Origin of the sequence: Bacillus sp. BP-3 (genome assembly GCF_028401955.1) — a bacterium.
In the GTDB taxonomy this organism is placed as follows: domain Bacteria; phylum Bacillota; class Bacilli; order Bacillales; family Bacillaceae_G; genus Bacillus_A.
This window is the reverse complement of the sequence record NZ_JAQOTJ010000056.1, coordinates 1-1,308: the sequence shown is the minus strand read 5'-3', so window position 1 is coordinate 1,308 and position 1,308 is coordinate 1. Positions and strand designations below refer to the sequence as shown.

Here is a 1,308-nt window from a genome sequence, read left to right as displayed (position 1 = left end):
TTCAAATATCAATATTAATACTTAGTATTCTCTTATGAAGGAAAGTACTTTCTAAGGTTCTGGTGCAAAAATCATTTGACAGAGACATAGAAACTTACATAGACTATTCAATGGCAGGTTATGATGCAATTCCAAACAATTTATGTATGAATCTAACTTCATTTTGGACAGACTTCACCTGTAAGTGAAGTTGTCCTTTTTTCATCATATGCATGGTTTCAACGCCACTCAATATAGAAGTGGCTGTTTCATATGACTTGAATCCTAACATAGAGCGCACACGTTTCTTAATGAAACGGTGATCCTGTTCCACTATATTATTGAGATATTTAACTTGCCTTATTTGTATGCCTTCAGGCATACGTTTCTCTTCTTTTAATTCTTGAATTTCTATAGGATAGGCAGGGTTCTTATCTACTGTTATCACACGAGGTTTACAAATATGAGAAGCAGCCAAGGCTTTCTTGAAAAAGCGCTTGGCCGCTTGTTTATCTCTTGATTCACTGAGATAAACATCAATGGTATTTCCTTCTGAATCGACTGCGCCATATAAATACATCCATTGACCTTTTACTTTCACATACGTTTCATCGACTCCCCAGGAATCATTTGTTGTCTTAAGATGACGTCGTACTCTTTCATCTAATTCAGGTCCATATTGATGCACCCAACGCATAATAGTGGTGTGAGCAATAGACAAACCTCGTTCCTCCATCATTTCCACCAAATCACGAAAACTTAGGCTGTACCGTAGGTACCATCTTACCGTTAATAAGATAATATCAGGTTGATAGTGCTTCCATTTGAACAAATTTTCCTTTTCCATACCAATCACGCACCTTCTTTAGCTTAGTAGTATCAGTATGTCCAAGATTTGTAGATTTATTGCAATTGTCCTGAAGTTTTTGCACCAGAACCAGTGAAAACGTTTGGAGAACTAACGGTTCTAACAACAGATAAAGCACCAGCATTACTTTGTGCATTTCAATTAATGATTGTGCAATGGATAATTCGAGTCCAGATCCCCTAGATTGTGAGCTTCTTGATGGATCTGTTCTAAAAAAGCGTTCAAATATGCGCAGTTGATGACTATAAGCAATGCCTTCTCCTTCATCACGTACAATGAATTGAACATGATTCTTCTGCTTATTTTCCTCTATAATTCACTCAATCGTTCCAGACACTGGAGAATATCGAATTGCATTATGGGTGTTTTTGCCCATTCCTTCGAGGATGGGCAAAAACACCCTACCTCTAATCTAAAACCTTCTCTATATTTTGTTCAACTTTGCACCAGAACCTTTATTT

At 36.9% G+C, this 1,308-nt stretch carries 1 protein-coding gene and 2 pseudogenes; 1 reads left to right on the top strand and 2 read right to left on the bottom strand.

Translation table 11 applies throughout. The annotated features are described in order from the left end of the window. Positions 1–118 precede the first annotated feature (118 nt). Positions 119–826: an IS6 family transposase gene (locus tag PLX19_RS25910; RefSeq protein WP_272191800.1), complete on the bottom strand. Its 708-nt coding sequence runs from the start codon at positions 824–826 to the stop codon at positions 119–121. Between the two features lie 87 nt (positions 827–913). Here PLX19_RS25910 and PLX19_RS25905 point away from each other — a divergent pair. Beyond that, positions 914–988, top strand: a pseudogene (locus tag PLX19_RS25905) (IS6 family transposase); the annotation flags it as partial. Here PLX19_RS25905 and PLX19_RS25900 read toward each other — a convergent pair. Next, positions 975–1,208, bottom strand: a pseudogene (locus PLX19_RS25900) (ATP-binding protein); the annotation flags it as partial. The pseudogenes PLX19_RS25905 and PLX19_RS25900 overlap by 14 nt on opposite strands. Between the last annotated feature and the right edge of the window lie 100 nt (positions 1,209–1,308).